General features: G+C 70.9%; 24 protein-coding genes. 12 read left to right on the forward strand and 12 right to left on the reverse strand.

Going from position 1 to position 24,691, the window contains the following annotated elements:
• Window positions 1-29: 29 nt before the first annotated feature.
• Window positions 30-758: a class I SAM-dependent methyltransferase gene (locus tag ACFKCF_RS14425; RefSeq protein WP_394493765.1), complete on the reverse strand. Its 729-nt coding sequence runs from the start codon at window positions 756-758 to the stop codon at window positions 30-32.
• A gap of 127 nt (window positions 759-885) precedes the next feature.
• Between ACFKCF_RS14425 and ACFKCF_RS14430 the strand changes: the two genes are divergently transcribed.
• The 3 genes from ACFKCF_RS14430 to ACFKCF_RS14440 all read left to right on the forward strand — a co-directional run bounded on the left by ACFKCF_RS14430 (window position 886) and on the right by ACFKCF_RS14440 (window position 3,783).
• Complete coding sequence (locus ACFKCF_RS14430; RefSeq protein WP_394493767.1) at window positions 886-2,256, forward strand: LCP family protein; 1,371 nt, start codon at window positions 886-888, stop codon at window positions 2,254-2,256.
• 133 nt (window positions 2,257-2,389) lie between these two features.
• A complete protein-coding gene (locus ACFKCF_RS14435; RefSeq protein ID WP_394493769.1) occupies window positions 2,390-3,319 on the forward strand; it encodes an ATP-binding protein in 930 nt (309 codons plus the stop codon).
• Between the two features lie 77 nt (window positions 3,320-3,396).
• Complete coding sequence (locus tag ACFKCF_RS14440) at window positions 3,397-3,783, forward strand: SCO5389 family protein (protein WP_394493771.1); 387 nt, start codon at window positions 3,397-3,399, stop codon at window positions 3,781-3,783.
• A 45-nt stretch (window positions 3,784-3,828) separates the two neighbouring features.
• Here ACFKCF_RS14440 and ACFKCF_RS14445 read toward each other — a convergent pair whose 3' ends face one another.
• The 3 genes from ACFKCF_RS14445 to ACFKCF_RS14455 all read right to left on the reverse strand — a co-directional run bounded on the left by ACFKCF_RS14445 (window position 3,829) and on the right by ACFKCF_RS14455 (window position 6,548).
• Window positions 3,829-4,812: an LLM class flavin-dependent oxidoreductase gene (locus ACFKCF_RS14445; protein WP_394493772.1), complete on the reverse strand. Its 984-nt coding sequence runs from the start codon at window positions 4,810-4,812 to the stop codon at window positions 3,829-3,831.
• Between the two features lie 28 nt (window positions 4,813-4,840).
• Complete coding sequence (locus tag ACFKCF_RS14450) at window positions 4,841-5,512, reverse strand: ribonuclease HII (protein WP_394493774.1); 672 nt, start codon at window positions 5,510-5,512, stop codon at window positions 4,841-4,843.
• Between the two features lie 73 nt (window positions 5,513-5,585).
• Window positions 5,586-6,548, reverse strand: a complete 963-nt coding sequence (locus tag ACFKCF_RS14455) for a LysR family transcriptional regulator (RefSeq protein WP_394493776.1) — start codon at window positions 6,546-6,548, stop codon at window positions 5,586-5,588.
• A gap of 79 nt (window positions 6,549-6,627) precedes the next feature.
• On the opposite strand from ACFKCF_RS14455, the gene ACFKCF_RS14460 reads away from it, so the two are divergent.
• From ACFKCF_RS14460 to ACFKCF_RS14470, 3 genes are all read left to right on the forward strand, one after another.
• Entirely contained in the window at window positions 6,628-7,914 is a 1,287-nt protein-coding gene (locus ACFKCF_RS14460) for a pyridoxal phosphate-dependent aminotransferase (RefSeq protein ID WP_394493778.1), read from the forward strand.
• A 141-nt stretch (window positions 7,915-8,055) separates the two neighbouring features.
• A complete protein-coding gene (locus ACFKCF_RS14465; protein WP_394493973.1) occupies window positions 8,056-8,700 on the forward strand; it encodes a GNAT family N-acetyltransferase in 645 nt (214 codons plus the stop codon).
• Between the two features lie 258 nt (window positions 8,701-8,958).
• Entirely contained in the window at window positions 8,959-11,958 is a 3,000-nt protein-coding gene (locus ACFKCF_RS14470) for a BTAD domain-containing putative transcriptional regulator (RefSeq protein WP_394493780.1), read from the forward strand.
• A gap of 268 nt (window positions 11,959-12,226) precedes the next feature.
• Here the strand turns inward: ACFKCF_RS14470 and ACFKCF_RS14475 are convergent, their stop codons facing one another.
• The gene (locus tag ACFKCF_RS14475) at window positions 12,227-13,618 is read right to left on the reverse strand and encodes a methyltransferase (RefSeq protein WP_394493782.1); all 1,392 of its coding nucleotides are present in this window, start codon (window positions 13,616-13,618) and stop codon (window positions 12,227-12,229) included.
• 327 nt (window positions 13,619-13,945) lie between these two features.
• Here ACFKCF_RS14475 and ACFKCF_RS14480 point away from each other — a divergent pair, with 327 nt between their 5' ends.
• Window positions 13,946-14,248: a hypothetical protein gene (locus tag ACFKCF_RS14480; RefSeq protein ID WP_394493784.1), complete on the forward strand. Its 303-nt coding sequence runs from the start codon at window positions 13,946-13,948 to the stop codon at window positions 14,246-14,248.
• 85 nt (window positions 14,249-14,333) lie between these two features.
• Here the strand turns inward: ACFKCF_RS14480 and ACFKCF_RS14485 are convergent, their stop codons facing one another.
• The 3 genes from ACFKCF_RS14485 to ACFKCF_RS14495 all read right to left on the reverse strand — a co-directional run bounded on the left by ACFKCF_RS14485 (window position 14,334) and on the right by ACFKCF_RS14495 (window position 16,470).
• Window positions 14,334-15,293, reverse strand: a complete 960-nt coding sequence (locus ACFKCF_RS14485) for a 2-hydroxyacid dehydrogenase (RefSeq protein WP_394493786.1) — start codon at window positions 15,291-15,293, stop codon at window positions 14,334-14,336.
• Between the two features lie 74 nt (window positions 15,294-15,367).
• On the reverse strand, window positions 15,368-15,958 hold the full coding sequence (locus ACFKCF_RS14490) for a TetR/AcrR family transcriptional regulator (RefSeq protein WP_394493788.1): 591 nt from the start codon (window positions 15,956-15,958) through the stop codon (window positions 15,368-15,370).
• Entirely contained in the window at window positions 15,955-16,470 is a 516-nt protein-coding gene (locus ACFKCF_RS14495) for a GNAT family N-acetyltransferase (RefSeq protein WP_394493790.1), read from the reverse strand. Before ACFKCF_RS14495 ends, ACFKCF_RS14490 begins: the two co-directional genes overlap by 4 nt.
• A 58-nt stretch (window positions 16,471-16,528) precedes the next feature.
• Here ACFKCF_RS14495 and ACFKCF_RS14500 point away from each other — a divergent pair, with 58 nt between their 5' ends.
• The 4 genes from ACFKCF_RS14500 (at window position 16,529) to ACFKCF_RS14515 (ending at window position 19,938) form a co-directional block, all read left to right on the forward strand.
• Window positions 16,529-16,996, forward strand: coding sequence for a winged helix-turn-helix transcriptional regulator (locus tag ACFKCF_RS14500; protein ID WP_394493792.1), 468 nt, complete (start codon window positions 16,529-16,531; stop codon window positions 16,994-16,996).
• A 41-nt stretch (window positions 16,997-17,037) separates the two neighbouring features.
• Entirely contained in the window at window positions 17,038-17,823 is a 786-nt protein-coding gene (locus ACFKCF_RS14505) for an SURF1 family protein (protein WP_394493794.1), read from the forward strand.
• Between the two features lie 10 nt (window positions 17,824-17,833).
• Window positions 17,834-18,577, forward strand: coding sequence for a tyrosine-protein phosphatase (locus ACFKCF_RS14510; RefSeq protein ID WP_394493796.1), 744 nt, complete (start codon window positions 17,834-17,836; stop codon window positions 18,575-18,577).
• 164 nt (window positions 18,578-18,741) lie between these two features.
• Complete coding sequence (locus tag ACFKCF_RS14515) at window positions 18,742-19,938, forward strand: amidohydrolase family protein (RefSeq protein ID WP_394493798.1); 1,197 nt, start codon at window positions 18,742-18,744, stop codon at window positions 19,936-19,938.
• Here ACFKCF_RS14515 and ACFKCF_RS14520 read toward each other — a convergent pair.
• The 4 genes from ACFKCF_RS14520 to ACFKCF_RS14535 all read right to left on the reverse strand — a co-directional run bounded on the left by ACFKCF_RS14520 (window position 19,935) and on the right by ACFKCF_RS14535 (window position 23,498).
• Complete coding sequence (locus tag ACFKCF_RS14520; protein WP_364834054.1) at window positions 19,935-20,288, reverse strand: YkvA family protein; 354 nt, start codon at window positions 20,286-20,288, stop codon at window positions 19,935-19,937. The two genes, ACFKCF_RS14515 and ACFKCF_RS14520, sit on opposite strands and share 4 nt — an antisense overlap.
• Window positions 20,289-20,366: 78 nt before the next feature.
• On the reverse strand, window positions 20,367-21,785 hold the full coding sequence (locus ACFKCF_RS14525; RefSeq protein WP_394493800.1) for an amidase: 1,419 nt from the start codon (window positions 21,783-21,785) through the stop codon (window positions 20,367-20,369).
• 22 nt (window positions 21,786-21,807) lie between these two features.
• Window positions 21,808-22,767 (reverse strand): LLM class F420-dependent oxidoreductase, encoded by a 960-nt coding sequence (locus ACFKCF_RS14530; RefSeq protein ID WP_394493802.1) that lies wholly within the window; start codon window positions 22,765-22,767, stop codon window positions 21,808-21,810.
• Between the two features lie 62 nt (window positions 22,768-22,829).
• Complete coding sequence (locus ACFKCF_RS14535) at window positions 22,830-23,498, reverse strand: TetR family transcriptional regulator (RefSeq protein WP_394493804.1); 669 nt, start codon at window positions 23,496-23,498, stop codon at window positions 22,830-22,832.
• A gap of 265 nt (window positions 23,499-23,763) precedes the next feature.
• Between ACFKCF_RS14535 and ACFKCF_RS14540 the strand changes: the two genes are divergently transcribed.
• Window positions 23,764-24,663, forward strand: coding sequence for a hypothetical protein (locus ACFKCF_RS14540; protein ID WP_394493806.1), 900 nt, complete (start codon window positions 23,764-23,766; stop codon window positions 24,661-24,663).
• Window positions 24,664-24,691: the final 28 nt, after the last annotated feature.

The raw sequence follows: 24,691 nt of genomic DNA on the forward strand, positions 1-24,691 counted from the left end.
GGATTTCCACCGCGATGTGCATCGCCGGCTCAGGTAGCGGGTTTCCTGGCCTCCAGGATCCCGGTGCTGAACCACGGCCCGCCGTACCAGAACCGCCAGCCCGCGTCGCGCCGCCGCACGTCCACCACGCCGAGCGAGCGCAGCGTGTCCTCGTACGCGGCCGTGTGCTGGAAGTCGGCGATCAGCATCAACCCGCCGGGCCGCAGCACCCGGTGCGCCTCGCGCACGGCCTGCGCGCGGCCCTCGGCATCGGGGATGTTGTGGACGGCCAGGCTCGACACGATCACGTCGAACGCGCCGTCGCCGAACGGCAGGTCGCGCATGTCGCCCGTCACCAGCTCGACACGCTCGGCGACACCCTCGGCCGCCGCGTTCGCCCTGGCCCTCGCCTCCCGGTTGCCCGACTGGTCCTTCGACTGCCACAGGTCGACGCCGGTCGCCTTGCCGCGTTCGAGCCGCTGGGCCGCCATCAGCAGCACCGCGCCCCGGCCGCAGCCGAGGTCGAGCAGGAGCTCGTCGCCCTTCAGCCGCTCGAGCTCCCCGGCCCAGACCGCGAACTTGCCGCGCCGCGTCGTGTAGAGGTAGCTGGCCGCGCTGGCCAGCGTGTAGAGCCCGCCGAACAGGAACGCGACGCCCGCCGCGATGATGTCGAGCAGGAACGAGACCGACGCCAGGGCCAGGAGCACGAGGGCCCCGAACGATAAGCCGACCAGCGCCCAGGGAGCGTCGAATCCGTAGCTTCCGTGTCGCTTGCGCACACTCACGTTATATCTCAAGGTGGTCTTGACATGGAATTGACCTGACCCGTCCCTTCCTACCGTCTTTCCCGCACAGCGCATTACTAAGGTGGCGTGGATGGGCGCGCAAATGGGGGTTTGACCAGGCATGACGGAGAAAGAGCGGGGATTCGGCCTGGGGGCGAGCATGGCCCTGACGCTGGCATCGTCCTTGTTGTGGGGGGTGGCGCATCTGGCAGCAGAGCGCCGCAAGACCGGCCTGACGCTCATGTTCGGATATGTCATGATGCTTGCCGGCATCCTCATGGTCTTCACCGCGTACAGCACTCGCCTGCTGTCGCTCGCGGTGCAGCCCCGCTGGCTCGTCGGGTTCACCGTCGTGCTGGTGGCGATCGCGATCGTCTGGACCGGCGTCGTCATCTGGTCCTTCGTCCTCGTACGCCCACCGCGCTCCGACAGGATCGGCCGCTTCCTGACCACGGCGCTGACGCTCGCGCTCTGCGGGCTCATCATGACCCCGACGGTGTACGCCACCAGACTCGCGTACCTGTCACGCGACGTCGTGAACACCCTGTTCCCCAGCACCGCCGCCACCGCGCCCATCATGGCCCAGGACCCGTGGAACGGCGTTCACCGGGTCAACTTCCTGCTCCTGGGCGGCGACGCCGCGCCCAACCGGCCCGGGGTGCGTACCGACAGCATGACCGTGGCCAGCGTGGACACCGAGACCGGCGCGACCACCCTGTTCGGCCTGCCGCGCAACCTCCAGCGCGTCGAATTTCCCGAGGGCCCGGCCCGGGACCAGTTCCCCTACGGGTTCACCGGCAGCGGCCCCGACACGCCCGGCCTGCTCAACGAGATCTTCCAGTACGCCGAGGACCACCCCGAGGTGGTGCCGGGCGTGGAGCGGCGCCGGCGCGGCCCCGCCCTGATCAAGCAGACGATCGGCGACATCCTCGGCCTCAGGGTCGACTACTACGCCCTGGTGGACATGAAGGGGTTCGCGGAGATCATCGACGCCATGGGGGGCGTTAAGGTCACGATCAGGGAGCCCATCGTCTACGGCAAATACCGCGAGGGCCTGCTGCCGGCCGGCACCCGCAGGCTGTCCGGCGAGGAGGCGCTCTGGTACGGCCGCTCGCGCACCGACAGCGACGACTACGTCCGCATGGGACGCCAGAAGTGCCTGCTCAACGCGCTCGCCAAGCAGGCCGACCCGATGACCGTGATCAACAGCTTCGAACGGCTGGCCGTGGCGACCAAGCGGGCCATCTCCACCGACTTGCCGCAGGACCTGCTGCCGGCCGTCATCGACCTCGCGCAGCGGGTCAAGGACGCGAAGATCCGCAGCCTCAGCTTCGTGCCGCCGCTGATCAACACGGCCTATCCCGACTGGTCGTTCATCCGCCGCAAGGTCGCCGAGACCCTGGAGGCCGGCCCCGTGACCAGGGCGGGCACCGCCGCCGAGCGGACACCGGACCCGGAGACCCCGGTCAACCTCGACGCCACCTGCACCTGAATCACCTCGACCGGAGAGGCCACGTGGAACCCCCGCCACGTGGCCTTTTCCGCGTGTCCGCCCGCGCCCCGCACGGAGTGTGGCATGATGACGACCGAAACGGAAACGGTTTTCATACCCACATGGAGGGGCCGTGAGAGTGGCGTTCGTCGGGAAGGGCGGCAGTGGCAAGACGACGATGTCCGCGCTGTTCGCCAGGCATGTGGCGAGCCAGGGCGGGCCGGTGGTGGCCGTGGACGCCGACATCAACCAGCACCTGGCCATGGTGCTCGGCCTCGACCGGCAGCCCGAGCCGCTCGGCGCCCACCTCACCGAGATCAAGGAGCGGCTGCGCGGCGACAACCCCCGCATCCCCTCCGCCGACGTCATGGTCAAGACCACCCCGCCCGGTCGCGGCTCCCGGCTGCTGAGCTTCGAGGACCTGGCCGCCGACCCCTACGCGCTGACCACCCCCGACGGGCTGCGCCTCCTCGCGACCGGCCCGTTCAGCGAGGACGACCTCGGCGTGGCCTGCTACCACTCGAAGGTCGGCGCGGTGGAGCTGCTGCTCAACCACCTGGTCGACGGCCCCGGCGAGTACGTCGTGGTCGACATGACCGCGGGCGCCGACTCCTTCGCCTCGGGGCTGTTCACCCGGTTCGACCTGACGTTCCTCGTCGCCGAGCCGACCCGGCAGGGCGTGAGCGTCTACCGGCAGTACCGCGAGTACGCCGCCGCGTACGACGTCGCGCTGGCCGTGGTCGGCAACAAGGTCCACGGCCCGTCCGACGTCGACTTCCTGCGCGAGCACGTCGGCGACGACCTGCTCACCTGGATGGAGCACTCCGCCGCCGTCCGCGCCATGGAGCAGGGCCGCCACATCACGCTCGACGATCTGGAGCCGGTCAACGCCGACGCGCTGGCCGTGCTCCGCAAGACCCTCGACGAGCAGGAGAAGGACTGGGCCCGTTTCGGCAGGCAGACCGTGGAGTTCCACCTGCGCAACGCCCAGGCGTGGGGCAACGACCGGACCGGGTCGGACCTGGCCTCGCAGATAGACCCGGATTTCGTGTTCGGCCCCTGAGTGCCCCCCTCCAGGCATCTGGAGCGATCACGGATCCCCACCTAGCGTCAGATTGATCCCATTCGAGAGGAGACAGCATGTCGCTGACCGTTCCGAACGAACTGCTCGACCAGGCCAGAGCCGGTGACGTGGACGACGCGGCATTCCTGGCGTGCGTCCGCGACTCGCTCCCGTACGCGTGGTCGCTGATCAGCGGGCTGGCCGAACAGCGCGAGCAGACCGGAGCCGAGTTCGCCGACAACCAGGTACCACCGCCGTCCGAGGAAGCCCGCGGTCAGCTCCTGCGCTGCCTGGCGAGCGACGCGATGCGCGGGGCGCTGGAGCGCCACTTCGGAGTACGGCTGGCCTTCCAGAACTGCCACCGGGTCGCCGTCTTCGACCCGACGGCGACCAAGGCCCTGCACGAGTTCGTCACCCCGAGGGCCCAGATCCTCAACCAGCAGCCGGAGCTGGTCGACTGCTGACCGGCCGGCCCGGTGACCCGGCCCAGTGAGCCAGCACTGCCCGGGTCACCGGGCCCGCAGCAGCGGCAGCACCTCCGCCCCCAACCGCCGCACGTTCTCCACCGTCCGCCGCTGCTCGCCCAGCCCCTCGACCAGCAGGATGAACCGCTCGATCCCGGTGTTCTCGGCGGTACGCAGGATCGTCGCGGCACAATGCTCAGCCGACCCGACCGGATGAATCCTGGCCAACAAATCCACATATGCCGGGATATTGCGCATAGGCCGAGGCCGATCGTCCACCGGCACGTACCCCGCCAGCCCCGGCCCCAGCCACCGGGGCAGCGACTCCTTGATCTCCCGCACCGCCTCCGCCGTGGAGTCGGCCACGTAGGCCACCCCCGCCGCCACGTGATCGGTGGCGGTCCCGCCCCGGGCGGCGTAGTCCTTGACCAGGGCGGCCTTCTCGGCGTCCCCGACGTGCATTCCGAGCAGCATCGGCAGCCCCCGCTCCGCCGCCACCCCCACGGTCGCCTCAGAGGTGCACGCGACCACCGGCCGCATGCTCGCGCCCGGCACCACCCGGACCTCCCTGAACCGGAAGAACTCCCCTGCACCGGCGACCGGACCTCCGGAGAGCCCGTCGAGCAGGAGGTCGAGCGACTCCTCGAACCCCCGCTCGAACCGCTCGGCCCCGGTCCCGAACACCTCCAGGTCCACCCACGGCCCGCCCCTGCCGACCCCCAGCGTGAACCGCCCGCCGGACAGGTGGTGCAGCATGGCCGCCTGCTCGGCCAGCGCCACGGGATGCTGCGTGGACAGCACGCTGACGGCCGTGCCGAGCCCGATCCGCGAGGTCCTGCCGAGCGCGACCGCCGCCAGGGTGGTCGCGGAGGGGCACACGCCGTAGGACATGAAGTGATGCTCGGCGACCCACGCGTCGTCGAACCCCGCCTCCTCGGCGGCCACGATCACTTCGACGGCATCGGCCAGCACCCGCCCGGCCTCCTGGCCGGGGAACTGCGCCGCGAGGACGAAGACGCCAATTCGCACCCACCCGATGATGCCCGACGCCCCCCGTTCAGCCGAACAGGCTGGCCTGGCCCTCACCCACGAGCGGGTCCCGGTGGTGCTTGAGGTGCCGCCATCGAGGGAGATCGTCCAGGTAGGACCACGAAAGCCGATGGTGGGGCGTGGGGCCGAGCCGGGCCAGCGCCTCCTGGTGGAGGGGCGAGGGGTAGCCGGCGTTGTCGGCGAAGCCGTACTCCTCGCAGCCGATCGTCCCCATGTACGCGTCGCGCCGGACCTTGGCCAGGACGGACGCCGCCGCGACCGAGATGCTCGCCGCGTCGCCCTTGATCTCCAGGCGCACCGGCCAGGGCCGGCCGATGTAGTCGTGCTTGCCGTCGAGGATCACCGCGTCCGGGCGCACCGGCAGCGCCTCCAGCGCCCGCCTGGCGGCCCGGCGCAGGGCCTCGGTCATGCCCAGCTCGTCGATCTCCGTGTGGGTGGCCTCGCCGAAGCCGATGCCGGCCGCCCACGCGGTCAGCTCCTCGGCGAGCGGGGTGCGCCTGGCCGCCGAGAGCTGCTTGGAGTCCGTGAGGCCGGCCGGCGGGTCGGACAGGTCGGTGACCACGGCACAGACCGTGACCGGCCCCGCCCAGGCGCCGCGGCCCACCTCGTCGATGCCCGCGACCGTGCGGGTGCTCGGCTGGGAGAGCAGGAGGTGCTCGATGTCGTACGTCGGCGCCATAACGGCAGACGCTATCGCCTCACTGGGCCGTTCACTGGGCCGTTTCACTGGGCCGTCCCACCCGGCTTCCCTGTCATTCATCCAGCAGATCTCCGGGCGGGCGGCGGTCCGCCGGGCGTACCGGGTCCAGGTCGGCGGCGAGGTAGCGGGCGGCCACGTGGATCGCGCGGAGCGTCACCGACACCGACGGACGGTGGACGCTCGAGTTCCGGGCGACCGCGTGCACGTCGCGCCCCACCGGGTTTCCCGGGAACTGGCGCACCGCCAGCCCCCGCACCCCTGCCGCCAGCGCGAGCGCGGGCACGGCGGCGATGCCGATCCCCTTCGCCACCAGCGACAGGATCGTTCCCAATCCCTCGAACTCCCACGGCGTGGGCCGGGTGCCGCCCACGTCCACCAGGAGCCGGTCCACCGCCAGCCGGGACGGCTCGCCGTCGGGCGTCGCCATCCACGGCTCGTCCCGCAGTTCCCGCAGGTCCACCGGCACGTCGGGGTCGGCGAGCCGGTGCTTGCGCGGCACCACCAGCACCAGCGGGTCGCGCAGCAGCGGGAACACCCGCAGGCTGTCGTTGTCGCGCACCCGCCCGTACCAGTCGTCCACGAGCGCGATGTCCACCTCCCCCGACTGCACCTCGCGCATGCCCCGGCCCGACCTGCTCTGTCCCAGCCGGAGCGCCAGCCCGGTGTGGCGGCGCAGCGAGCGGGCGAGCGCCGGGGCGAACGCCACCGCGGCCGTCGGGAAGGCGGTGACCACGACCCGCCCCGCGGGTGTCCCCGCGTGGGCGGACAGGTCCGACTCCGCCTCCTCGACCATGGACAGGATGCGCTCCGCGTGCGCCACCAGCCGGCGCCCCGCGTCGGTCAGCTCGGCGCTGCGCGCGGTCCTGTCGATGAGAGCCGTGCCGGTCTCACGTTCGAGCGCGACGAGTTGCTGTGACACGGCCGAAGGACTGTACCCCAGCGATGCCGCTGTCGCAGCGATACTTCCGCGACGAGCGAACTCGCAGATCAGGACCAAACGTCGCAATTCAAGCATCAGTCTTCCTTATGCCTACCCACGAAAAGCCTCGCTTGTACCGATGCCTTCATCCAACCACCCTGGGAACGTGACAAACATGACCGTGACGTTGTCCGCCACATTGGCGGCAAATGAGGACATCGACCGAAGACGGCGCGCCGGGGAACGAGTGCTCCACCTGGCTTTCGGCGAGGCAGGGCTGCCCGTCCACCCGGCGCTGCGCGACAGGCTGGCCGGCGCGGCCGAACGCAACGGCTACGGGCCGGTCGCGGGGACGGCCGAGCTCAGGACGGCGGCGGCGGGCTACTGGACTCGACGCGGCCTCCCCACCGACCCCCAGCTCGTCGTCTGCGGACCGGGCAGCAAGTCCCTCCTGTACGGCCTGCTTCTGGCGATCGGCGGAGACATCGTCCTGCCCATGCCGAGCTGGGTCAGCTACGCCGCGCAGGCCGAGCTGGTCGGCTCCCGCCCCATCCTGGTGCCCGCACCGCCAGGAGGCGGCGGAGTGCCCGACCCCGACCTCGTGGCCGGCGAGGTGCGCCGGGCCAGGGCCCAGGGCAGGACGGTCAACTCGCTGCTGGTGACGCTGCCCGACAACCCGACGGGCCGCCTGGCGGGTCCCGAGACCATCGCGCGCCTGGTGGAGATCGCCCGCGAGCTCGATCTGATGATCATCTCGGACGAGATCTACCGCGACGTCGTACACGACCCCGCCCTGCCGTACACCTCCCCTGCCGATCTCGCGCCCGAGCGCACGATCATCACCACCGGGCTGAGCAAGAGCCTGGCGCTGGGCGGCTGGCGGATCGGCGTGGCCAGGCTGCCCGCGGCCAGCCACGCGCTACACAGGAGCCTGCTCGCGGTGGCCAGCGAGATCTGGTCGGCGCCCGCGGCCCCGGTGCAGGAGGCGGCGGCGTACGCCTTCGACGAGCCGCAGGAACTGCTGGCCCGCATCGAGCTCGCCCGGCGGCTGCACGGCACGGTCGCCAGGGCCGTGCACGAGAGGTTCACCGAGATCGGGGCCGACGTGCCCGTCCCCCAGGGCGGCTTCTACCTCTATCCCGATCTGAGCCACCTCCGGCTCGGCGGCTCCGCCGAGATCACCAAGATCCTGTTGGAAGAACACGGCATCGGCGTCCTGCCCGGACACGCCTTCGGCGACGACCCGGCGGCCGCCAGGGTGCGGGTGGCGGTGAGCCTGCTCTACGGCGAGACCACCGAAGAGCGACTGACCGCCCTGAACAGCCCGAACCCCCTCCAACTCCCCTGGATCGCCGACAATCTGGACTATCTCTCGACGGGCCTGAACGAGCTGGCCTCGGTGCGGCACGGAGCGGTACGTGAACAGCGTCCCGCGCTCGTCCCGACACCATGTCACAGTTAGGCGAATCTTTCCCCAAGGGCGGGTTTACCATCCCCCAAAAGGGGCCGCTGACCTGCAGCAACACCCCGTCTGCAGAAAGCTGCAAAAGATCTTCCTTACTGCATGGTTACGCGCACCCCCGCTTCCCCTCATCATGTGCACATGCCCGCTCTTGTCACCTTGTCCGGGCGCTCCGTGCGCCTGGAACCTCTCAGCCTCGCGGCGATCGACGACCTCGTCGCCGCGGCGAGTGAAGACCGTTGCACTTACGCCTTCACTCGCGTCCCGGATGGCCGGGACGAGATGGTCTCCTATGTGGAGGCCGCCATGGCTGAGCAGGCGGAGGGCCGCTCCATGCCCTTCGCCATCCGGTGGCTGAACACCGACCGCGTGGTCGGTGCCACCCGTCTCATGCACCTGGAGTACTGGCAGGGCCCCATGCCCTGGCCGCCGGGTACACGCGGCGCGGTGGGCGATATCCCGTCCGTGGCGGACATCGGTTACACCTGGCTGGCAGCCAGTGCCCAGGGCACAGGTGTCAACCGTGAGAGCAAGTTCCTGATGCTCTCGCACGCCTTCGAGACATGGAACGTCCACCGCATCACCCTCAAGGCAGATGTACGCAACACCAAGTCCCGGGCCGCCATCGAGGCCCTCGGCGCACACTTCGACGGGGTGCGGCGAGCGGATAGCCGAGGCGCCGACAACACGGTCCGAGATACCGCGTTCTACTCGATCCTGAGCTCCGAATGGCCGCTCGTACGCGAGCGGCTCGCCCTGCGGCTCGGACTGGTCGAGGCGGCCTGAGAACCTGTCCACCCCGGCCCCGCCCCAAGAAAGTTTGGGCGGGGCCGTATTTTTTCCTGCCTACGAGTGCTCTACATGACACGCGCCCCCGCGGTGTGGGTCATGCCTAGCCGACCTTCAGCATCCAGGGACGTGCTCAACACCGGATCAAAGACGGATCAACGGCACATCTAACGATCAGTCCGGAGTCTAGGTGACAAAGGACGTTGGATCTATCATTTGGTAACAAAACGATCCATTGGCTGGGAGACATTCGGCATGGCTGGTCAGAGCGTCGAGGGCGGGCTGAGGTTCGCCGTGCTCGGTCCTGTCCGCGCCTGGCGTGATGGCCAGGAGCTTGATCTGGGCACCCCGCTGCAGCGTTCCATCCTGGGCATGCTGCTGCTGCGCGAGGGCCGTGCGGTCACCCCCAACGAGATGATCGACGCGGTATGGGGTGAGGAGGCGCCCCCGCGCGCCCTGGGCGCCCTGCGCACCTACGTCTCCCGGCTGCGTACCGTGCTGGAGCCGGACCGGCCCGCCCGTTCCCGCCCGGAGCTGCTGACGTCCATCGGGAGGGGCTACGCGCTGCGGCTGCCCGACGGCTCGCTCGACCTGATCCGCTTCGAACGCGGCGTCCAGGATTCCGAGAGCGCGCGCAAGGGCGGCCGGCTGCGCGAGGCCGCCGAGGGGCTGCGCGAGGCGCTGTCGCTGTTCGAGGGCGAGCCGCTGGCCGGGACCGTCGGCCCCTACTCCGAGCACCAGCGCGACCGGCTGGTCGAGCGCCGCATCAGCGTCGTCGAGACGCTCATGGACGTGGACCTGGAGCTGGGCAACCACGCGAAGATCGTCTCCGAGCTGATCGCGCTGACCGCCGACCACCCGCTGCGCGAGAAGCTGCGCGCCCAGCTCATGCTGGCCTACTACCGGTGCGGGCGGCAGGGAGACGCCCTCAACGTGTTCACCGAGACGCGCGAGGCCCTCATCGACGAGCTCGGCATCGAGCCGGGCCCCGAGCTGGCCGCCCTGCACCAGCGCATCCTGGCCGCCGACCCCACGCTGGCCGCCGCCGAGGTACCCGCCGAGGAGCCGGCGGAGGAGCCGGAGCAGCGGCAGGCCCCGCAGCTGCCGCGCCCCGCACAGCTCCCCGCCGCCGTCAACGACTTCACCGGCCGCAAGGAGATCGCCGTACGGCTCCGCACGCTGCTGTCGGCCCAGTCGTCGGCGCAGTCGTCGGTCGAGGGCGTGCCCGTGGTGGCGGTCTCCGGCATCGGCGGTGTGGGCAAGACCGCGCTGGCCGTGCATGTCGCGCACCTGGCCGAGGACCTGTTCCCCGACGGCCAGCTCTATGCGGACCTGCGCGGCTACACCGACGAGGCGACCGTGCCAGAGTCGGCGCTCGGCGGGTTCCTGCGGGCGCTCGGCATCCCGCCGGACATCGTCCCGGACGGCCTGCCCGAACGCGCCGCGCTCTACCGGTCGATCCTCGCCGACCGCCGCATCCTCGTGCTGCTCGACAACGCCCGCGACGCCGAGCAGGTCAGCCAGCTGCTGCCGGGCTCGCCCGGGTGCGCGGCCATCGTGACGAGCCGCGGCAAGCTGGCCGACCTGCCCTCCGCGCGGCTCATCGACCTCGACGTGATGGAGCCGGGCGAGGCGCTGTCGCTGTTCGCGTCGGTGGCCGGGGCCGAGCGCGTGTCGGCCGAGCACGGTGCGGCCATGGACGTGGTGGCCGCCTGCGGGTTCCTGCCGCTGGCGGTGCGCATCGTGGCCGCCAGGCTGGCCGCGCGCCCCTCCTGGACGGTCGCCTCGCTCGTGCCCAGGCTCGCCGACGAGCAGCGCCGCCTCGACGAGCTGCGCGTGGGCAACCTGGCCGTCGAGGCCACGTTCGCGCTCGGGTACGGCCAGCTCGCGCCGGCCCAGGCGCGTGCCTTCCGCCTGCTCTCGCTGTCCAAGGGGCCCGACATCTCCACAGGGGCGGCGGCCGCCGTGCTGTCGGTGAGCCAGTTCGAGGCGGAGTCCGTACTGGAGTCGCTTGTGGACGCGAGCCTGCTCGAGGCGCCAGCGCCCGGTCGCTACCGCTTCCACGACCTGCTCAAGCTGTTCGCCCGGCGCCAGCTGGACAAGACCGAGCGGCCCGAGGCCAAGGCGCTGGCGCTGCACCGGCTGCTCGGCTTCTACCTGGCCTCGGCCCAGTCCGCGCACAGCCTGGCCTACGAGGGCAGCATGATCCCGGCCAACATCGTGACGATCGGCGAGGGGCTGTCGTTCACCAGCGTGGACGAGGCCGTGGCGTGGCTGATCGCCGAGGGCGACTCGATGTTCGCGGCCATCAACCAGGCCGCCGCGTCGGCCGTCGCCGGCGAGCAGCTGCTGCCCGCCGGCGACCTGCTGGTGGCGATGGAGCCGCTGCTGGAGGCGGGCACGCACACGCGCGAGTTCGCCCACGGCACGCGCGCCGTGCTTAGCGCCGCGCAGCGGATCGGCGACCAGGGCAGCGAGCTGCGCAGCCGGTACGTGCTCGGCCGGGTGCTGTTCGCCGACAACCAGCTGAAGGCCGCAGAGGGGCACTTCAGGATCGTCCACGAGCTGTCCACGGCCCGCGGCGAGAAGATCGTCACCGGCGAGGTGCTGAACGCCCTGGCCGTCGTCGTCGGCAGGCAGCGCCGTCACATCGAGGCGCTGGAGCTGTTCGACGCGGCCATGCGGTTCTACCGCGCCAACGACGTGCCGGCCGGCGAGGCGCTGGTGCTCAGCTACTCGGCCCGCGACCACCTGGGGCTCGGCCGCCCCGCGGACGCGATCGCGGCGGCGGAGAAGGGCCTGGCCCTGTTCACCGAGATCGGCAGCGGCGCCGGGACCGCCCGCGCCCGCTACCACCTCGGCATCGTCCTGTCCCGGGTCGGCCGGCTCACCGAGGCCGTCCACCACCACGCCGAGTGCCTGGCCTTCTTCCGGGCCAGCAAGCAGCGCGTCTGGGAGCAGCGGGTCTGCTCCCGGCTGGCCGAGACGTTCATCGCCGCCGGACGCCATCCCGAGGCCGTACGCCACGCGGAGCAGGCGCTGGTGGTCTCCCGCGAGATCGGCCACCCGTACGGCGAGGCGCTGTCGCTCACGGTGCTCGGCAAGGCGCTGCGCGGTCTGGGCAGCACGACCAGGAGCCTGGAATGCCTACGGCAGGCGTTCGAGATCTTCTCCCGGCTCGGCGCCCCCGAGGCCGGGGACCTCAAGGCCCTGATCGAGGCCATCCCCGCCGAAGGGGCCGTCATCGAGTCCTGAGTACAGCTCGTCGTCCAGACGTGTCATCCACACATGGTTGATCAAGGCTGTCCCTTAGGCCGTCACAAATGTGTCGTGATGCAGCCCGGCCGGTCATCTGTCGCCACCACGCGTCGCTAGGGGGCCCGGTTATCCGGATGCTCCGCGTCGTGGCTAGCCGCCTCACTCTAGACGACCGGCCGGACCTGACACGGCCCTCGAACCCCCCGGGGTCCGTGTCCTGGCCATAAGCCTCCACCCGAGCGCTCAACGTCCAATTGACGGGCGATTAAAGCAGGAAGTAACCCTCCGCGATCAGCGGCCTGACCGCGTCGGAGTCGGGGATCTCGCCGTCGCCGACCAGCTCGGCGATCACGTTGAGCAGAGGGCCGAGCGCCAGCTCGCCGTCGCAGACCCCGGCCAGCGCGGCCTCCACCGTGCCGACCTCCCTGCTGCGGCGCAGGCCCTGCGTCTGGCGCAGCACGATGCGGATGGGGTCCTCGGCGCCCGGCAGGCCGATGCGCTCGTCGAGCAGGCCGTCGGCGGTGCGCAGGAGCGCCGTGTCCAGCTCCTTGGCGCGGTGCGCGGCGGTGATGGCGTCGAGCACGGAGTCCACGTAGTCGCCGACCGGGAGCGAGACCGCGTGGTCGAGGTGCTCGACGCGGACGACCGGGTCGAGCGTGCCGGAGTTGCGCATGGTGATCCAGCCGAACCCGATGCCCTCGACCTTCCGCTCGTCGAACCAGGCCAGCCAGCGGTCGTAGTGCTCGGCGTACGCCTTCGTGCCCTGCTCGGCGGCGTCCCTGAGCCAGAGCTCGACGTATTCGGCCGGGTCCTGCACGTCGCGCTGGACCACCCAGGCGTCGCAGCCGGTCTCGCGCAGCCAGCCGCCCACGCGGTCGTGCCAGTCCTCGCCCTCGACGTGCAGCCAGTTGGCCAGGAAGTGGGCCTGGCCGCCGGGGTTGAGGTGGCCGGGCGTGCGGCGTACGAGGTCGCGGCAGAAGCCGTCGCCGCCGGCCTCGCGGTAGGTCAGGCCGCCCCCGGGCCCGATGACGAACGGGGGGTTGCTCACGATCAGGTCGAACAGCTCGTCCTCGACCGGCTCGAACATCGACCCCGTACGTGCCTCCACGCCGGCGATGCCGGACAGCTCCCAGCTCAGCCTGGCCAGCTCGACGGCCCGCGGGTTCACGTCGGTGGCCACGATGTGCTCGGCCCGCCCGGCCAGGTGCAGCACCTGCACGCCGCAGCCGGTGCCGAGGTCGAGCGCGCGCCCCACCGGGCGGCGGGTGGCGAGCTGGGCCAGGTTGGCCGAGGCGCCGCCGGCCCCGACCACGTGATCAGGGCGCAGCGCCGGGTCGCCGGGGCGCACCTTGCGGTCGGAGACGAGGTAGCCGCCGGTCTCCCAGGGCTGCAGGTGCACGGTCGCGCTCACCTGGTCGCCGTCGGCCCTGACCAGCCCCGAGTCGAGGACCTCCGGGGCGAGGGAGGCGGCGGGGACGGGAACGCCGAGCCACCACAGCCTGATCAACGCCGCCAGCGGATCGAGGTCGGCGGTGGCGCGCCGGGCCGGCACCAGCTCCTCCCTGGCCAGGGCCGAGGCTGCCATGCTGCCCAGCCGCTCGCGTACGCCGTCGATCGTGTAGTCGGTCTCCAGGAGGTGATGGCGCAGTCGTTCCACAAGCCCATCCTTTCACCACGGACTCTCCCGCATGGCCCGATACCGGCAGTGCTCACCCTGTTTCCCAATAGCGAGCCGATGGTCGCACTCGCACGGGGCTCCGCTGGTCACGCAAGCTACCGCTCTCCGCCCCAGGCTCGTCGCTCTGAGCCGATGGTCGCACTCGCACGGGGCTCCGCTGGTCACGCAAGCTACCGCTCTCCGCCCCAGGCTCGTCGCTCCGTGTGCTCATACTGTTACTTAGACACCCAAGCGTTCTGCAAGCGGCGGACAAGTGGTGAGCGGTATCTCTAGGGAAGTCGCCACGTCATCCCGAGGAGCGGACCCATGCTGATCCCTTGCTTGGCCTGCGAGTCCCGGTTCGGACCTGACGAATACTTCAGCGCGTGCTCCGACTACAACCGCGGCATGGACCTCGTGTCCTGGACGTGCCCGCGCTGCGGCAACCGCGACGACCTGCGGGTACTGCCCGGCGAGCTGGGGTTCGGCTATCCGCATCGGGGCAGGTTCGACGTGCACGACCGGGTCCGCGTGCCCGGCCTGCGCAGGCACCGCGGCGACCTGCGGCTGGACATCTCGCTCGACCGGGCGAGCTGGCGCGTCCACACCCGGCTCCGCCAGCCCGCGTGACGGCCCGGACGGTCCGGGCGGTTCGGGCGACCCCGGCGGACCGGGCGAGCCGGGCGACCCGGGCGGACGGAAGGCCGGCGGCGGATCAGGCGAAGGGCAGGGCGGGCACGCAGGCGTGGGCGGGCCGCTCGCCGCGCAGCAGCCGGGCGATGTCCTCCACCAGCTTCCCGGCCAGCTCCTCCCGGCTCTCGCCCGTGGCCTCGCCCAGGCGGGGCGTCAGCACCACGTTCGGCAGGCCCGTGAGGGGATGGGCCGGATCGAGCCACTCGCCCTCGAAGTGGTCGAGCCCCGCGCCGCCCACCTGGCCCTGGCGCAGCGCGTCGACCAGCGCCGTCAGGTCGTGCAGCGCGCCGCGCGAGGTGTTGAGGTAGATCGAGCCCGGCCGCATCGCGCCGAACTCGGCGTAGCCGAAGAAGCCCCGTGTCTCCCCGGTCAGCGGCACGTGCAGCGACACCACGTCCGCCTCGGCCAGCAGGGCAGGCAGGGGGTGGGTGGCCTCGGGGACGAACGGGTCGCAGGTGATCACCCGCATGCCCAGGCCCTCGCACCGCCAGCGCACGGCCCTGCCGACGCCGCCCAGACCCACGATGCCGAGCGTCCTGCCGGTCAGCCGCCTGCCGCGGTGGCGCTGGGCGGGCGGCACCCTGCCGACGCGCCCCTGACGCACCTCCCGGTCCGCGGCCACGATGTTCCGGCTGACGGCGAACATCAGCGCCAGCGTGAGCTCGGCGACCGACTCGGGGTCACGGTCGGCGGCGTGCAGGACGGTCACCCCGCATTCGGCGGCCAGCGCCAGGTCCACGCTGGTGGTCGGGCCCATGACGGCCACCACGTCGAGGGGCAGGGCGAGCACCGACGTGCGAACCTGGTCGCCGTCGGTGATGAGCACGGTCGCGCCGGTCTCGATGACCAGATCGGCGAGCTGCTCGTCGGTGAAGCCGAGGCTGGGTCGCGCCGGAACCTCGGCCAGGTCGGCTACTTCGCCCAAGCGGGCGAGCGCGCTCTCCGGCAAAGCGGGCAGTGCCAGCGCCCGAGGTCGAGTCACAAGTGGACAATAACACCACAGACGGTGCCCGGATCATCGCTCACCGCGCTGGCCAGGCCCCTTGTGGCGACTTGTCATTGCTGGCGGAGACTCTGCCAGGCGGCGGCGCCCAGCCCCTTGATCTCCTCTTCCGTGGGCGTGTGGGCGCCCGCGAACCAGAGGCGGCACATCTCCTGCGCGGGCCCCAGCCACAGCACGTAGCACATGGTCGGGTGGACGGTCTGGAGCAGGCCGTTCTTCATGTGCGGCCGCCACCAGTCGGAGACCTGGCGGAAGAAGCCGCGCCGGGCCTCGGCCACCTCCGCGCCGCCCGGCTCGTGCTTGCGCGGCGGCCGCTCGCTGACCAGCAGCCTGGCCCTCTCCGGGTGCTCGCCGGCCCACCTCATGTGGAAGGCCACGACGGCCTCGATGCCGTCGCGGGCCTCCTGGTGGCTGACCAGCTCGGCGAGGAAGGACTCCTGGTAGGAGGTCAGGATCTCCGCGTACAGCACGCCGAAGACGTGCTCTTTGCTGGCGAAGTGGTGGTAGAAGCTGCCGACGCTGACGCCGCTCTCCTCGCGGAGGCTGGCCAGCGTGGTGGCCGAGACCCCGTCCTGACTGAAGCGGCGGAGGGCACCCTCGATGATGCGGGTGCGGCCGTCGCGTCCGTTCTTGGCACTCTTCACGCTGTCAATGGTGTGCCAACAGAACCTTGTTCCGCAAATAGGCCGAGTGGATCGATCATAGCGGTCACCTCCACGGATCCGGAAGTCACCTTCATCTCGGCGTCCGGCCAGAGCCGGCGGACGAGTCTCAGGACGCGCCGGTTCTCCCCCAGCACGTCCATGCCCACGGTCCGCGCACCCCGTACGGTCGCCCTGAGCAGCAGCACGTCGATCAGCCTGGGCCCGATCCCCTGGCCCTGCCACTGGTCGGCCACGACCACGGCGACCTCCACGTCGGCGCAGCCGCCCTTGAAGCTCATGGCGTGGCCGACGATCTCGCCCCCATCGGCGATCGCGACGAGCGCGTCGCGGCGCTCGTCCAGCGCGAGCAGCGTGCGCACCAGCCCGGCGGCGGGAGTGCTGATGCCGGTGAAGAAGCGGAGCGTCTGCGTGTGGAGCGACAGCCCGGCCAGGAAGCGTCTGATCCGTTCCTCGTCGTCCGGGCGCGCGGGGCGGATCTGGGTTCCCTGCATAGACTCAGCCTGCCCGTCAGTGCTGAGTCTGTCAAATGAACTCAGATATAATGCGGCAATGAACGTTCCCTTCCGGGTGAACAACTGCTCGATCGAGCGCACCCTGGACATCGTCGGGGAGAAGTGGACCTTCCTGGTGCTGCGCGAGGCGTTCAGCGGCGTGCGGCGGTTCGCCGACATGCAGGCGATCACCGGCGCCCCCCGCCAGGTGCTCAGCGCCCGCCTCGCCCGGCTGGTCGACGAGGGCCTGCTGCGCAAGGAGCCCTATCGCGAGCCGGGCCAGCGGCAGCGCGACGAATACCGGCTCACGGACAAGGGCCGCGACCTCTATCCCCTCCTGGTCGCGCTCATGCATTGGGGCGACAAATACCTGGCGGACGAGGAGGGGCCGGCGGTGCTGCTGACCCATCGCGACTGCGGGGCCCCCATCGAGCAGCATTTCCGGTGCGCGGACGGCCACGAGGTGAGCGGGCCGCGCGAGGTGACCCCGCTGCCCGGGTCGGGGGCCCAGCTCAGAAGCGCCTAGGCGCGTGAAGGGGCACCCCCTCCGGTGCCTAACCTTGAAGCGTGTACCGGTTCCTGCTGACGCCCCGATGGCTCGCGCTCCACGTGGTGGTGCTGCTGGTCATCCCCGCCTTCGTGTTCCTCGGCCGATGGCAGTTCGGGCGCTTCGAGGAGCGGTCGGCCAACAGCGAGCGGGTCACGGCCAACATCGAGGCCGCGCCGGTGCCGCTGGAGCGGCTGGCGGCCCCCGGGCGGCAGGTCCGCGCGGACAACCGGTTCAGGAAGGTCACGGTCTCGGGCACGTACGACCCGTCCCACGCCCTCCTCGTACGCAGGCGCCCCCAGGAGGGCCAGAACGGCTTCTACGTCCTGACGCCCCTCGTCACCGGCAACGGCACGGCGGTCATCGTCAACAGGGGCTGGGTCAAGGCGGGCGCCACCGCCGACGCCACGCCCGAGGTGCCCGCTCCGCCCGCAGGACAGGTAACTGTCACCGGTCGGCTACGGCTCAGCGAGACCGAGGAGTCCAGCGGCATCCGCGACCGCCCCGGGCTGCCGGCCGGGCAGGTGCTGCTGATCGACGCCGACAAGATCGGCAAGGGGTTGCCGTACCGGCTGGTGGGCGGCTACGTGGAGCTGACCGAGCAGACGCCCCGGCCCGCCACGGCGCCGGCCCCGGTGCCCGAGCCCGACGTGGGCGCGGGAGGCGGTCTCAACCTGGCCTACGGGGTCCAGTGGTGGCTGTTCATCGGCATCGCCCTGGCCGGCTGGGTCCTGCTGATCCGCCGCGAGGTGGCCGAGCGGAAGTCCGGCGATTCGTCCAAGGAGTCCGTCACCGCCGCCAATTAAGGTGTTGAGGGTGATCCGCCACATTGAGTTCGCCAACATCTTCAACTTCCGCGACGTAGGTGGATATGCCGCCCATGACGGACGCACGGTTCAGTGGCAGCGCCTCTACCGGGCCGACGCGCTCGGCTGGCTGGCCGGAGACGATCTCAGGATCTTCCGAGAGCTTCGCGTGCGTACGGTCATCGACCTGCGGCACCCGTACGAGGTCGAAAAGGGAGGCCGCATCCCGGACGCCGAGGGGCAGAGCTACCAGAACCTGCCCATCGAGGGGCGCCGCTGGGACGTCAAGGTCTACGACGAGGAGAGCGGGGTCGGGAGATACCTCGCCAACCGCTACCTGGAGGTGACCGAGGACGGCGTCGCGAACCTCAGGATCGCCCTGGAGACGATCGCGCGGGCCGAGAGCGCGCCCGTGGTGATCCACTGCGCGGCCGGCAAGGACCGCACCGGCGTGCTCGCCGCGCTCGTCCTGTCACTGGTGGGCGTGAGCGAGGACGACATCGTGGCGGACTACGCGCTCACCGGGCTGGCCACCGACCGGTTCGTCGCCAGCTGGCGCAGCAGGCACCCCGACGCGGCCATGTGGCCGGGGTTCGGCCTCGCGCCCGCTGAGGCGATGCGCCTCTTCCTCGGCGACCTCACGGTGCGGCACGGCTCGATCGAGACGTATGTCACACAAGTCCTGAACATTTCCCCGGCCACCATCTCCGAATTACGAGCCCACCTGCTGACTGAACCGGGCTCCGAGGGGTAGTGGCAGGCCCGGGTCCCACTTGCTGCGTCCAGGTGAGCGGCCCATCCCTGGCCTGGGACCGCCCGTCGGCCCCCCTCCTGGCGGTCCCGGGTCGAAGATCTCGGATACCCAACGGATACGTCGCAGCTTGTTCGACGTTATCCCGCCGTCGTACGGTTACCTGCGTGACTACGCCGCTGCTCCCCGACCCTGACCCGAGGCGGCGCGACTACGTGATCATCTCCGCCGACGATCACCTGATCGAGCCTCCCGACCTGTTCGAAGGCCGGTTGCCGGAGAAATATGCGGACGTCGCGCCCAAGGTCGTGGAGACGGAGGCGGGTCACCAGGTCTGGCGCTACGGCGGGGCGACATACCCGTGCGCCGGCATCGACGTGGGCGCCGGGCTGCCCCGCGAGCAGCGCACGCTCGACCCCATCAGGTTCGAGAACATGCGCCCCGGCTGCCACGACATCGAGGCCCGCGTCCAGGACATGGACGTGGCGGGCATCTGGGCCGCGCTGTGCTTCCCCGGCATGCTGGCCGGGCAGTCCGGCATGCCGTTCGCCAGGACCCGCGACCAGGAGCTCGGCCTGGCCCTGGTCAAGGCGTGGAACGACTGGCACATCGACGTCTGGGCCGGCACCTACCCCGAGCGCATCATCGGCCTGCAGCTCCCCTGGCTGCCCGACCCCGACGTGGCCGCCAAGGAGATCCGCGCCAACGCCGCCCGCGGCTTCAAGGCCGTGGTCTTCCCCGAGTTCCCGACCCGGCTGCGGCTGCCGTCCATCCACTCCGGCCACTGGGACCCGTTCTTCGCCGCCTGCGAGGAGACCGGCACGGTGGTCGCCCTGCACACGGGCGACTCGTCGTGGTCCCCCGTGCCCTCGCCCGACACGCCCATCGAGGCCATCACCACGCTGATGCCGACCAGCGCGATGTTCGCCTGCGCCGACTGGCTCTGGTCGGGGGTGCCGCTGCGCTTCCCCGCCCTGCGCATCCTCATCGTCGAGGGCGGCGTGGGCTGGCTTCCCATGCTGGCCGAGCGCGCCGACTACGCCCTCGACCACCCGGTCGCGAGCGAGGCGTCGTGGGAGGGCGGGCTCAAGCCGAGCGAGGTGCTGCGCCGCAACTTCTTCTTCGGCACGCTCGACGACCACGCGCTGTCGGGAGTGCGGCTCGCGGTCGGGCTCGACCACGTCCTGCAGGAGAGCGGTTACCCGCACTCCGACTCGACCTGGCCCGACACGCAGAAGTCCGTGGCCCGCAATCTCGGAACGCTCCCGCCCGCCGACATCGCCAGGGTCGCCTACGGCAACGCGGCCCGCCTCTTCGGCCACCCGCTGCCCTCACGCGCCTGGCTGCGGATGGAGGAGATCTAGCCCTCTTCCTCGACCAGCCTGGCCTGGATGACGTTGCGCTCGTGCTCGACGTAGCGGCCGCTCTCGCCGAGCAGCGTGGCCGCGAGCCACAGGAACACGCCGAAGTCGTCGACCACGCCGACCATCACCAGGAAGTCGGGCACCACGTCGACGGGTGACAGGATGTAGACCACCCCGAGTCCGAGCATCGCGAGCTTGCTCTTGCCCATGCCCGCGTACTGTCCGCGCATGACCGCGCCGACCATCCGCGGGATCGCCCGGACCCTGGTCATCAGGCCGGGCGACCCCGGCTTGGTCACCTCGCGGTAAGTCCGCCAAGCCGCCGCTGCCCGTGCTGCCTTCGCCATCATGAGGAACCCCCTACCCCCGGCTTCTCACGACATAACGCGTCGGGACCGCCACGAGTTCCTGACCTGCTCCAGGAGGGGTCAGCGCAGCGCCGCGTGCTCGAACGGCCTGGCCCGCTCGATCTGCGCGGCCACCCGGACGAGCAGGTCCTCCCTCCCGGCCGCCGCCACGAGCTGCACGCCCACCGGCAGGCCGGACTCGGTGCGGTGCAGGGGCAGCGAGATGGCCGGCTGCCCGGTCGCGTTGATCGGCGAGGTGTAGGCCACGGCGTGCGCCGTGCGGCCGAACGCGACGCTGAGGTCCTGCGGCGGGATCCAGCCCAGCGGGAACGGCGCGACGCCCAGCGAGGGCATCAGCAGCAGGTCGTGGCCCGCGCTCCACCAGGCGGCCATGCGGCGGCGGTAGCCGTCGATCCACTGCGTGGCCAGGATGTGGTCGGCCGCGCTGTGCGTGCGCGCCGCGCCGAGCATGGCGGCGTTCCGGGGCTCCAGCTCCTCCGGCCGTACGGGCTCGCCGCGCAGCTCGCCCAGGCTCTCCACGTGCGCGGCGAGGTTGTCGGCCACGATGGCGCCGAAGTGCTGGGCGAAGCCGGGCTCGGTGAGCGCCCTGGGGCCGCCGGGCGCGACGTCGTGGCCGAGCGACTCCAGCAGCGCGGCGGCCCTGGCCACGGCCTCGGTCAGCGCGGGCACCTCGGGCACGGACTCGTTGGGATGCCTGGTGAGGAACCCGACCCGTAGCCGCCCCGGCTCCCTGCCGACCTCGTCGGCCAGCGGACCGGGCAGCGCGGGGGCGTCGTACGGGTCGCCGGGCCGCAGGCCGGACACGAGGTCGAGCGCCGCCGCCGTGTCCCGCACGGTCCTGGTGACGAACCCCGGGCACGAGAACCCGCTCCACCCCTCCCCCATGGCCGGCCCCATGCTCACGCGCCCACGCGTCGGCTTGAGCCCCACCAGGCCACACAGGGAGGCGGGGATGCGGATCGAGCCGCCGCCGTCGCTGGCGGTGGCCAGGGCGACCATCCCGGCCGCCACCGCCGCCGCCGAGCCCCCGCTGGAGCCGCCCGCGGAGTAGGCCGGGTCGTACGGGTTGCGCGTGGGCCCGAACGCCACCGGCTCCGTGGTGATCGTGCTGCCGAACTCGGGGGTGTTCGTCCGCCCGAGCAGGACGAACCCGGCCTCGCGCAGGCTCACGACGCCGTAGCCGTCGACGCCGGGCTCGACGCCGTCGCGTACGTTCGAGCCCCCGCTGTACGGCTCGCCCGACTCGCGCCACCCGAGGTCCTTCAGCAGGATCGGGACGCCGCGGAAGGGCGCCTCCTTGGGGATGGAGTCGATCTCCGCCAGCGCCCGCTCGAACCGGCGGTGGATGACCGCGTTCAGCACGCCGTCGCGGGCCTCGATGCGGGCGATGGCGGCCTCGGCCAGCTCTCTCGCCGTCACCAGCCCGTCCCTGATCGCCTGAGCCTGACCGACCGCGTCCAGCCTGAGTACGTCGTCCATGCACCCTCCTACGCTCGGGGAGCTACCTCTTGGGGGCCAGCTCGCGTACGGCCTGCTCTATGGAGATCTCACCGCCCGGGACAGGCGCGAGGACGGGGGTGTCGAGGCCGTTGTCCACGTACTCCTGGATCCTGGCCCGGCAGGTGGCCGCGTCGCCGTGCACGACCAGGGCGTCGACCACCTCGTCGGGAATCGCCTTGAGCGCCGCCTGCCGGTCGCCGGCCTGCCACGCCTCGTGCATGGGCCGCAGCACCTCGCCCCGGCCCAGCCAGTCGTGGAAGGCGGCGTACACCGGGACGGTCAGATATGTGGCCAGCATCCACCTGGCCATCTCCCGTACGCGGTCGGTGTCCTCGCTGACGCAGACGAACAGGCGGGCGATCAGCTCGGTGCCCTCGCCGATCTCGGCGCGCACCTTGCGCACGTCGTCGGGCGAGAGCCAGTTGGTGATCGCGCCGTCGGCCTCCGCCGCGGCCAGGTGGAGCATCCTGGGCCGCAGCGCGGCCAGCACGATCTTCGGCGGGAGCTCGGGGGCCCGCTCCAGCTTGAACCCCTTGATCTCGAACGTCTCGTACGTCTCCGAGACCTTCTCCCCCGCCAGCGCCTTCTTCAGGAAGCGGAGCGTGTCGCGGGTGCGCGCGTACGGCTTGTCGAACCGCCCCGCGTTCCACCGCTCGACGATCACCGGCGAGGAGGCCCCGATGCCCAGCACGAACCGCTCAGGCGCCAGGTCGGCCAGCGTGGCCGCGGACATGGCCAGCAGCCCCGGACCGCGCGTCGAGACGGGCACGATGGCGCTGCCCAGCCTGATCCCCGGCGCCCACTGCGCGGCCATCGCCAGCGGCACGAACCCGTCGGCCCCGTTGACCTCGGCGGACCACGCGTCGGTGTAGCCCAGCTCGGGCAGCTCCGCGATCAGCTCCTGCGACTTCGACAGCGGGCGATCGTAGAAGGGGATGGTCATGCCCCAGTTGTGACTCATTCACGGCCTCCAAGCGCCTCCGCAGCGGCCGCTCCACCCTACCAACCGACCGGTATGTTGTCCTAGGCCCGCAACTCGTGGACCGCCGCGATGAAGTCCTTCGTGATCCCCCTCAACCCGGGCAGATGCGACAGCCCGACCAACCGGTCCACCAGCGGCACCGTCACCTCGATCAGCCGGTACGTGCGTACGCAGCCCGGTGAGGTGTCGTGCACCCAGAACAGCACCATGCCCATGGACAGCAGCCAGAGCAGCTCGGGCAGCTCCTCACGCAGCTCGGCGTTCATGCGGTCACGCGAACCCTCGACGACCTGGCGGTAGATCGCGATGGAGGCCTCACGGGCCGGGGACGACTGCTTGCTGAACGGGCTCAGCGGATTGGTGGGCTCGGCCGCGTGCTTGAAGAACTTCACGGCGAACTCGTGGTAGGGCTCGGAGACGCGCACCCACTCGCGTAGCACCCCGCTCAGCCTGGCCGCGAACGACGTCTCGGTGGCCAGGAACTCCCTGCAGGCCTCCTCGTGCTCGGCCTGGGCGCGGTCGTAGTACGCCTGGATCAACGCTTCCTTGCTCGCGAAGTAGTAGTAGGCGTTGCCCACGGACACCCCGGCCTCGGCGGCGATGGCACGCATCGTGGTCGCGTCGAAACCGCGCTCCCTGAACAACCGCAATGCCGTCTCGACGATGACCTCTCGGGTGCTCTCCGATCCTCGGTTTCGGGCTTCGGACACGTTCGTCACTTTACGTCGTGATGGGGCGTCGAGCGGAAAACCCGCTCATGAGGCTGCTGTCCCTCTGTTGTGTGTGGTCAGGGCCACAGCAGCAGTCCAACCTAGCAGGTTTTCCAGTCCAAGGTCATGGAGCCGCACGGTGATCGCCGCCACAAGGCAAAGTTGCACCTGCGGCAGGAGTTATCTTCTGTGAAAGGTGGGATTGTCGTTTCAGGCGGAAGGGCTATTTCCGCGAAAAGGCATCGACATGTGGATACGTGGAACAGTGCGCCTCGCCGTAGTCGCACTCCTCGGCATTGAGATAACCATAATCGCGCTGGCCTCGGCCGCTTCAGCCGCCACCCACCCCGAAGGGTCGGCCGCGCCGGACAGCCAAAAATCGGCCGGGTCCGACGGCTCGGAGCACGAGGCCGGCCCGGACCCGGGCAAGGCCTGGGCGTTCGATCGGCTCATGGCGGCCGGTGATGACATCACCGCCACGGCGGGCTGGCCCTTCGGCGATTCGGCCGACGAAGCCGCCGAAGCCTCCGGAGCCGCCGAGCAGGAGGGGCCGGCGAACGAGCCGGCCGACGACTGGATGACGGCCCGCCTGCACGGGCCCGCGCAGCTGACGGTCATCGACCCGCCGGCGATGGCAGCGCGATCTCGGGCCACCAGGTCCGCGAAGAGCCGCGTACGCACCAGGGTGGCCCGGATGCCCCGGGTACGGCCGCGAGCGGCGCACAGGCGCGCTCAAGTCGATCTGACGCGTGTCCTGCCGCGCTTCGGGTCCATGCACATGTCCCACGCGCTGGCCACCGACTGGCTGAGGAGCGGGGGCGTGCGGATGAAGTCGACCGGCAACTGCTCCAGCAAGCACGTGCACCACTGCACGTCGCTCGACTCGGTGCGGACCGGGACCATCGCCCGGATGATCGAGCTCAAGCGCGAGAGCGGCTGCCCGATCATGGTGACGGGTGGCACGGAAGCGGGCCACGCGCCCGGCCAGTACAGCCACGGCAACGGCTACAAGATCGACATCTCGCACAACGCCTGCGTCGACCGGTACATCACGCGTTACCACGCGAAGGCCGGCGTGCGCAGCGACGGCGCCCGGCTCTACCGCTCCGGCTCAGGCACCGTCTTCGCCAACGAGAGCGACCACTGGGACATCCTCTTCCGGTGACAGAGCCGGGTGAGCCTGGGTGAGGGGA

Origin of the sequence: Nonomuraea sp. JJY05, from assembly GCF_043496855.1 — a bacterium.
Classification (GTDB): Bacteria; Actinomycetota; Actinomycetes; order Streptosporangiales; family Streptosporangiaceae; genus Nonomuraea.

Excerpts from the sequence above, each read along its gene's own strand:
- ACFKCF_RS14470 (WP_394493780.1), top strand. The coding sequence starts at position 8,959 with ATGGCTGGTCAGAGCGTCGAGGGCGGGCTGAGGTTCGCCGTGCTCGGT.
- ACFKCF_RS14455 (WP_394493776.1), bottom strand. The coding sequence starts at position 6,548 with ATGCTTGAATTGCGACGTTTGGTCCTGATCTGCGAGTTCGCTCGTCGC.
- ACFKCF_RS14495 (WP_394493790.1), bottom strand. The coding sequence starts at position 16,470 with ATGCAGGGAACCCAGATCCGCCCCGCGCGCCCGGACGACGAGGAACGG.
- ACFKCF_RS14500 (WP_394493792.1), top strand. The coding sequence starts at position 16,529 with ATGAACGTTCCCTTCCGGGTGAACAACTGCTCGATCGAGCGCACCCTG.
- ACFKCF_RS14450 (WP_394493774.1), bottom strand. The coding sequence starts at position 5,512 with ATGGCGCCGACGTACGACATCGAGCACCTCCTGCTCTCCCAGCCGAGC.
- ACFKCF_RS14525 (WP_394493800.1), bottom strand. The coding sequence starts at position 21,785 with ATGGACGACGTACTCAGGCTGGACGCGGTCGGTCAGGCTCAGGCGATC.
- ACFKCF_RS14520 (WP_364834054.1), bottom strand. The coding sequence starts at position 20,288 with ATGATGGCGAAGGCAGCACGGGCAGCGGCGGCTTGGCGGACTTACCGC.
- ACFKCF_RS14430 (WP_394493767.1), top strand. The coding sequence starts at position 886 with ATGACGGAGAAAGAGCGGGGATTCGGCCTGGGGGCGAGCATGGCCCTG.
- ACFKCF_RS14480 (WP_394493784.1), top strand. The coding sequence starts at position 13,946 with ATGCTGATCCCTTGCTTGGCCTGCGAGTCCCGGTTCGGACCTGACGAA.
- ACFKCF_RS14440 (WP_394493771.1), top strand. The coding sequence starts at position 3,397 with ATGTCGCTGACCGTTCCGAACGAACTGCTCGACCAGGCCAGAGCCGGT.
- ACFKCF_RS14530 (WP_394493802.1), bottom strand. The coding sequence starts at position 22,767 with ATGAGTCACAACTGGGGCATGACCATCCCCTTCTACGATCGCCCGCTG.
- ACFKCF_RS14460 (WP_394493778.1), top strand. The coding sequence starts at position 6,628 with ATGACCGTGACGTTGTCCGCCACATTGGCGGCAAATGAGGACATCGAC.
- ACFKCF_RS14465 (WP_394493973.1), top strand. The coding sequence starts at position 8,056 with ATGCCCGCTCTTGTCACCTTGTCCGGGCGCTCCGTGCGCCTGGAACCT.